Annotated in this window: 7 protein-coding genes and 1 pseudogene; all 8 read left to right on the top strand. The window is 28.8% G+C overall.

Annotated features, from left to right (window positions below; translation table 11 throughout):
* Window positions 1-199, top strand: a pseudogene (locus ACH2BO_RS14300) (ATPase); the annotation flags it as partial.
* Between the two features lie 94 nt (window positions 200-293).
* On the top strand, window positions 294-902 hold the full coding sequence (locus ACH2BO_RS14295) for a hypothetical protein (RefSeq protein WP_395045411.1): 609 nt from the start codon (window positions 294-296) through the stop codon (window positions 900-902).
* A gap of 47 nt (window positions 903-949) precedes the next feature.
* A complete protein-coding gene (locus tag ACH2BO_RS14290) occupies window positions 950-1153 on the top strand; it encodes a helix-turn-helix transcriptional regulator (protein WP_395045410.1) in 204 nt (67 codons plus the stop codon).
* Between the two features lie 4 nt (window positions 1154-1157).
* The gene (locus tag ACH2BO_RS14285) at window positions 1158-3686 is read left to right on the top strand and encodes a sensor histidine kinase (protein WP_395045409.1); all 2529 of its coding nucleotides are present in this window, start codon (window positions 1158-1160) and stop codon (window positions 3684-3686) included.
* Window positions 3683-4342, top strand: a complete 660-nt coding sequence (locus ACH2BO_RS14280; protein WP_395045408.1) for a hypothetical protein — start codon at window positions 3683-3685, stop codon at window positions 4340-4342. Before ACH2BO_RS14285 ends, ACH2BO_RS14280 begins: the two co-directional genes overlap by 4 nt.
* Before the next feature lies 1 nt (window position 4343).
* Window positions 4344-4922, top strand: a complete 579-nt coding sequence (locus ACH2BO_RS14275) for an HNH endonuclease (RefSeq protein WP_395045407.1) — start codon at window positions 4344-4346, stop codon at window positions 4920-4922.
* Window positions 4923-6761 carry a class I SAM-dependent DNA methyltransferase gene (locus ACH2BO_RS14270; RefSeq protein ID WP_395045406.1) on the top strand — a complete coding sequence of 613 codons (1839 nt, stop codon included), beginning with the start codon at window positions 4923-4925 and terminating at the stop codon, window positions 6759-6761.
* 23 nt (window positions 6762-6784) lie between these two features.
* The coding region (locus ACH2BO_RS14265; RefSeq protein ID WP_395045405.1) for a helix-turn-helix domain-containing protein at window positions 6785-7545 on the top strand (761 nt) is incomplete at its 3' end.

Below are 7545 nucleotides of genomic sequence, written 5' to 3'. Positions count from 1 at the left end.
TGGAAACGAATGTAATGTGATGGCAGAGGTTTTATTAAGCAGGTATGATATTTTCACAACTAAAAAGATTCAAACACATGTAACAACAAATCTATCAGCTTCAGAAATAGAAAAGCATTATGGAAATAGAGTTAGAAGCCGTTTACGTGAGATGATAAACCTAATTGCTTATGAAAAATCAACACCTGATAAACGCTAACCTTCATTTCGCGAAAAAAATCAGTGTCAATCCGTTTAATCCGTGTCATCTGTGTGCCAATATTTTGTAAGTGAAACGTGCAAAACCAAAAATCATGAACCAAATAACTAACTTCTGGAACCACTTCCAACAAAATAACTTCGTTTTCCTACTCCTAAACGAAATTCCAAAACAAGAACTAAAATTACATTTCGAGAAACTAATCGATACACTACATCAATACAATAAAGACCTTGATTTAATCATAAAAAACAAAAGCAAAAATGCCGAACTAATTATTACAGCAAATGGTAATCCTTATCTTTTCAAAGAAGTAGAATTACTAGTTCATCATGCACCAGTTGTAGATCGTTGGAAAATAATTGCATTCCTCCAACCCGAAACCAACTTGACCAAATACGAAAACGGCACCGATAAACCTCTTGAATATTACGGTATCTATTTAAAAATAAGTGAAATGTATTTTATTCCAATAAAGAACCAGGAAAAAGAAACCGATTTAGGAATTAAAGTATTCATCAAAAACTACATCGTCCACAAAGACAATCCAAGACTTCGAGAAGCAGTTTACGTCCATATTGAGCATTTAATTGGAGAAAAATCATTTGCGAATGATATCGCATTTATTGAGATTGGACAATTAAAGGAAAATCAAGATAAAATAAGTGAATTGTATAACCTTAAATTTTACATTGATTGCTAATCTATAATTGTATATTATTCAATATATTTGCATATTATGCAATTATTATGAGTAAAAAAGCAATTAATAGATTGAAAGTAGTTCTAGCTGAAAAGAATGTTAGTAGTAAATTGTTGGCTGAACAATTAGGTAAAAATGAAGCTACTATTTCTAGATGGTGTACAAATGAAGTACAACCACCAATTAAAACTTTTATTCAAATTGCTGAAAAGCTGAATGTAAAATTAACTTCTTTATTCAATGACCAATAATACTATGAAAATACCTTTTAAAGTTTCAGCAAGAACTGCTAAACTAATTGGTTTAGAAAATTTCTCAACCGAAGAAGGTGCAGTAATTGAGTTAGTTAAAAACACTTATGATGCTGATGCTAATAATTGCATATTAATTTTTGATTTAAAAATCAAAAAAGAAAAAATATTAAATGATGAAGGTATTGAAATTGAAATTGAAAAGTTCGAGAAAGAAAACAGTTGTATTTATATCATAGACAACGGAATTGGAATGTATGACAAAATAATTCAAAACCAATGGATGACTATTGGAACAGATAATAAGTTATATGAACATACAACAGAAGCTGGCAGAATAAAAACTGGTGCAAAAGGTATTGGGCGTTTTGCATTAAACAGATTGGGTATGCTTACAAACATGATTTCACTTCCCACTATTTTAGAAATCGAAGATGAAGATCAGAATGCAAATGAAGATGATTTAAAAGAAACTCCAATTACTACAGTTGTACCAAATGATAACAATTTAGGTTTTGAATGGACTGTTGACTGGAAAGATTTTGATAAAAAAGGAGCTACTGTTTCAGATGTTGAAGCAGTTTTATCGATAAAAGAATCTTTGAATATTAAACAAGAATATTTAAACAGATTTGATTCATATCCAAAAATAAAAGAGGTATTAGAAAAAGTTGATTTTAAGTCAGGTACTGTAATTGAAATAACAGAACTCAATGATGAATGGAATGAGGATAAATTACGAAAGCTATTTGGTAACTTAGAGATGCTTCTTCCACCGGAGGAACAGAACGACTTTGGAATTGATTTATTCTTACTTAGTAATTTAGAAGAGTTTGGTACTTTAAAACGAGCTTATTATGATGATTATGATTATAAGTTAAAAGCCACTTATAACAAAGAAAACGATAAAATATTAAACATAGAAGTTTCAAGAAATGAACTTGATGTTGATGTCTTAGAAAATAGGTACATACAATTATTTGAGTTTGATATGATGAAAAACTCTCCATTTAAACTTGAAAATTTTAAAAACGAGAATATTAAATTTGACTTACATATTGAAAAATTAATGTCCGAAAAAGTAGATAAAGAATTACTAGAAAGAGTTGGCAAGTTTGATTTTACTTTTTATTTTTTAAAAAATACAATTTCTGATGACAAAGAAGATGGGGATTTAAAAAAGTACCCGTATAAGAGTATCAATAGTGCAAATAGAAAATCTTGGTTAAAAAAATTTGGAGGCATTAAAATATTTAGAGATGATTTCCGAATTAGACCTTATGGTGAAAATGGCGATGACTGGTTAAGATTAGGCGAAAGACAAGCTCAAAGTCCTGGTGGAGTTGGTCAAAGGTTAGGAGGATATAGAATCAGACCAAATCAAATAGCTGGAACAATTAAAATATCGAGACTACACAACGAAAGTTTTCAAGATAAATCAGGTCGTGAAGGTATTATTGAAAATGAAGAGTTTGAACTTTTTAAAAATATACTACTTGATATAATCGGACTGTTTGAAAAGGATAGAAATGTTGTAATGTACAACCTCTCACAACTTCATATTATTAGAAATGAGGAAGCTGAAACGTTAAGAAAAGCTAAAGAAGAAGCAGAAAGAATTAGAAAGCAAAAGGAAGAAAGAAAGGACAATATTAATAGTTCTGAAAAGAAGAATTATGATAAGTCAACTAATGATAATAAAGAATATTCAGAATCCGAAGAAAACATGGCGGATGCCATATTGATTTTAGAAAAAGAAAATGAGAAAAAAAATGAAGAATTAAGATTGTTGAGAAGTCTTGCCAGCGTTGGTCTTATCATATCTTCTTTTGCTCACGAAGTCAGAAGTTTAAGAGCTAGATTAATTCCTCGCACAAAATTCTTAATTGATGAATTAAAAACGCATTTAAACGAAGAAGAATTAGCAAAAAGTTTAGACAAAGACGACAATCCTTTTTACATGATTGAATTAATGCGTGATGAAGACGCTAAATTAAAACATTGGCTTGATTATTCTTTGAGTACTTTAAAAATTGATAAAAGAGAAAGAAAGAACCTAGATTTTTCCAGATACTTCAATGACTTCAAAGCAAATTGGAGTAAAGCTTTGGAGCAAAGGAATATTACTCTTGTATTAAATAAAATAGACAACAATGAGCATGTAATTAGAGCATTTGAGGTCAATATGGATTCTGTGTTTAATAATTTATTATCAAACTCTATAAATGCACATAACGGCTTTAATAATCAACAGAAAAAAATAGAAATCAGTTGGCAGAAAAAAGAAAATGATATTGAGATTTTATTTTCCGATAATGCAAAAGGATTAGATTCAAAGTACAGAGATAATCCTGAGGAGATTTTCAATCTCAATGAATCATCTAAAACAGATAATAAAGGAAATAAAGTTGGGACTGGATTAGGTCTTTATATTGTAAAGTCAATAATTGAAGAGTATAATAATTCAACCATTTCTATTGTTAAAATCGATAATGGACTGACATTTAAAATAACTTTCAAAACTAGAAAATGAAATATAGAATTGCATACATAGACGAGGACAAAGGTTGGATAAATACTTTTTATCAAACATTTAAAAATGATTTTGAAATTTTAAGAATAGAAGTTAATCCTCAATCCTCCGTTGAGACAATACTTGAACAGTTATTATCAAATAATCTTGATGCAATAGTTACAGATTATTTATTAGAAGAAAATGCAGAAGTTCCTTTTAATGGCAATAAAATTGTGGAGGAGATAAAAAAAATAAAGCCACACTTTCCTATTGTTATGCTTACTTCTTTTCCTACCCAAGCAATCGGTCATACAGATGATGTTCACATTATTTATAATAAAAATATCTTATCAGTGGAGAATGATAGAGAAAAAGAAGAACTTGATATTTTTAAGTCAAAAATTCAATCAAATATTTCTAATTATTATAAAAAAATTGAAGAGACAAATGTAAAGATTGAAGAAATTATAGAAAAGAGGAATACTAAAGGTTTAGAAATTTCAGAAGAGGAGGAACTAACTAAGTTATATATTTTGTTTGATGAACTCAATCCAGAAGGTAAAGATTTACCTGCAAACTTAATTCACAGAGATTCTATCTCAAAACTTAATGAGTTTGTCAATGAAACAAAGGAAATTTTAGAAGAATTAAAAAAACTAAATTCGAGCAAGTAGTATGATTCCATTTAGAAATGAAACTCCTAAAAGAAGAGAAATAAAAACTATAGTTAGTAAATATTCTGATCACAGGGATGAGTTGAAGAAGGATTATAAGTGCCGTTGTGGATACTGTAACGATATAGATGTATGGAGAACAATTTGGTTTGAAATCGACCACTTTGTTCCACAAAAACATTTAAATAAAATTAAGGAAACTGATTATTCAAATCTTGTTTATGCGTGTAGAGCTTGCAATAATTCTAAAAGAGCTCATTGGCCAACAGCTGATGAATTAATTCATCATATAAATAACGAAGGATTTATTGACCCTTGTGACGATGAATATGAAAAGCAATTTACAAGATATGATAATGGAAGAATTATTCATCAAACTCAATTGGGCAAATGGATGTATTATAAGTTAAAACTTCATAAACCGCAGCACGAAATTATATGGCAGATAGAAGAATTAGATACTGTCATTGAAGAATGCGAAACATTTTTAGCTAAAATGGATAATCAAGTTTTAAAAGATAAATTATTAAATCTGTACCGAGAATATCATAAATATACAAAACAACTAGGAACCGTTTAAATGAAAAACGCAACAAAATATTTAAGTCAAAAATGTCCTTCTAACCCTTGGTTTGTTGATAGACTTATTATTTCTGCATTTTTATATATAAACAACTTACAAGTAATTAATAACAGACTTTTATTAAGTTATTTTATTGGTCAGTATGATGAAGATTATGAAATACTAATTGGCTTTATTAAAACAATAGAAAACACAAAAGAAGAATTTGTTCACGAGGATTTAATTGAGCTGTTTGAATTTGTCATTTCACCTTCAGATAGAATTGTAAATGGTGCAATTTATACACCCTCAGCAATTCGTTCATATATTATTTCACAAACTTTTCGAAAAGTGGGTAATCAACTTTTTAATGCTAAAATTGCTGATATTTCATGCGGTTGTAGCGGATTTTTGTTTAGTGCGGCTAAAGAAGTTAAAAGAAGAACAAATAATAGCTATCAGTATATTTTTCAACATCAAATTTTTGGATTAGATATTCAAGAATATTCCGTTACTCGTAGTAAACTATTACTGAGTTTATTGGCATTGTCAGAAGGAGAAGATTTAGAAGAGTTTCATTTCAATTTGCATCAAGGAGATGCTTTAGTCTTTAAATGGGCGGATTATTATGAAAACTTTGAAGGATTTGAAATTATTGTTGGAAACCCACCCTATGTATGTGCAAGAAATTTGGAAGATACAATAAAAGAAAACCTAAAGAATTGGTCTGTATGTAATTCTGGTAACCCTGACCTTTATATTCCTTTCTTTCAAATTGGATATGAAAATCTTTCAGAAAATGGAATTCTAGGATATATTACAATGAACTCTTTTTTCAAAAGCCTAAATGGAAGAGCACTTAGAAACTATTTTGAAGACAATAGAGCAAATATTCGAATTATTGATTTTGGGACACTTCAAATATTTAAATCAAAAAGCACATACACATGTATATGCTTTATAGAAAACTCTGAGCAAAATTTTGTTGAATATTATAAATCTGTTGCAAAAGAATTACCTAGAAATAGAAATTTATACAGTAGAGTAAATTATCAAAATTTAAATGCTAAAAAAGGGTGGAATTTGAATAAGAATGAAGCCATATCTAGAATAGAATCTATAGGAACTCCTTTTGGTGAACTTTATAAAACAAGACATGGTATAGCTACTTTAAGAAATGATCTTTATATTTTTAAACCTGTAGATGAAGATGAAGATTTTTTCTATTTACAAAATGGAAATTTATATCCTATTGAAAAAGGAATTTGCAAAGATATTCTAAACTCTAATAAACTAAGTAGGAGTATTGATTTTGATAGTGTAAGAGAAAAAGTATTATTTCCATACAATGATGAAAATAAGCCAAAAGCATTAGAGGAAGAATTTTTAAAAGATATGTATCCAGAAGCATATAAATATCTGATGAAGAAAAAACAAGAACTAGCCAAGAGAGATAAAGGAAAAGGTGAATATGAAAAATGGTTTTCTTTTGGAAGAACACAATCTTTAGAAAAGGTTAGTAATAAATTATTTTTTCCTAAGTTTTCTGACCAAACTCCTAAATATTTGATAAGTAATGATATTGATTTATTATTCTATAATGGTCTAGCAATTATTGGGCATTCATCAGAAGAAATGCTATTAATTAAAAAAATATTAGAATCTCGATTATTTTGGTATTACATAAAAACCACAAGTAAACCGTATTCATCTAGTTACTATTCTTTAAATGGTAATTATATCAATAATTTTGGTATTTGTGATTTTACAAATAATGAAATTGATTTTATACTGCATGAAAATAACAAAGAAGTTCTTGATACTTTCTTTGAAGAAAGATATAATATTAGACTTTAATCCCTATTGTAGAATAGAATTTTATGCTCAACCCAACCGAAATAAAATCAATAATAAGCACTGGTGAAGGATTTAATGCCGAATTCAAAGAAAGACTACCAACTAATTTGAAAGGAATTACAGAAGAAGTATGCGCTTTTGCAAATGCTTCTGGCGGTGTAGTTTTAATAGGTGTTGATGATAAAAATACAATCAAAGGAATTACTATCGATAATTCCAAACGTTCCGCTATACAAAATTCCATCGGAGAAATTTCTCCACCATTGCAATGTGAATTATACATGGTTGAGGTTGATGGTAAAAATGTTGCAGTTATCGAAGTGCCTTCAGGGCAAAACAAACCTTATGTTTTATCAGGTGCAATTTATGTGCGCCAAGGACCAAATTCTCAAAAACTAACTACTGTTGAAGAAATGAGAAACTTTTTTCAGCAAACAGATAGAATTTTCTTCGACGAAGTTTCTTGTTTAGAAGCTAATATAGAAAATGACATTTCAAAAGAAAGTATTAAAACGTTCCGTTTTGAAGCTGAATTAGTCAATGCAACATCTGACGAACAATTATTTACCAACTTAAAATTAATTTCAAATGACGGATATCTAAAAAACGGTACTGTTTTATTCTTTGGGAAAGAACCAGAAGTTTTCTTTGAAAAAGCAGTTATTCGTTGTTTAGTCTTTGATGGTATAGACAAAAGATATATTGTTGATGACAAAGTTATGACCGGAACATTATATCAGCAATATCAAAAAAGTATGATTTGGCTAAAATCAAAACTAAATGT

It is taken from the genome of Flavobacterium sp. (genome assembly GCF_043773265.1).
Classification (GTDB): Bacteria; Bacteroidota; Bacteroidia; order Flavobacteriales; family Flavobacteriaceae; genus Flavobacterium.
This window is presented reverse-complemented; position numbering and strand designations above follow the sequence as displayed.

Bases quoted from the DNA above. Each gene is read 5' to 3' on its own strand.
- ACH2BO_RS14295 (WP_395045411.1), top strand. From the start codon at position 294: ATGAACCAAATAACTAACTTCTGGAACCACTTCCAACAAAATAACTTC.
- ACH2BO_RS14290 (WP_395045410.1), top strand. From the start codon at position 950: ATGAGTAAAAAAGCAATTAATAGATTGAAAGTAGTTCTAGCTGAAAAG.
- ACH2BO_RS14285 (WP_395045409.1), top strand. From the start codon at position 1,158: ATGAAAATACCTTTTAAAGTTTCAGCAAGAACTGCTAAACTAATTGGT.
- ACH2BO_RS14280 (WP_395045408.1), top strand. From the start codon at position 3,683: ATGAAATATAGAATTGCATACATAGACGAGGACAAAGGTTGGATAAAT.
- ACH2BO_RS14275 (WP_395045407.1), top strand. From the start codon at position 4,344: ATGATTCCATTTAGAAATGAAACTCCTAAAAGAAGAGAAATAAAAACT.
- ACH2BO_RS14270 (WP_395045406.1), top strand. From the start codon at position 4,923: ATGAAAAACGCAACAAAATATTTAAGTCAAAAATGTCCTTCTAACCCT.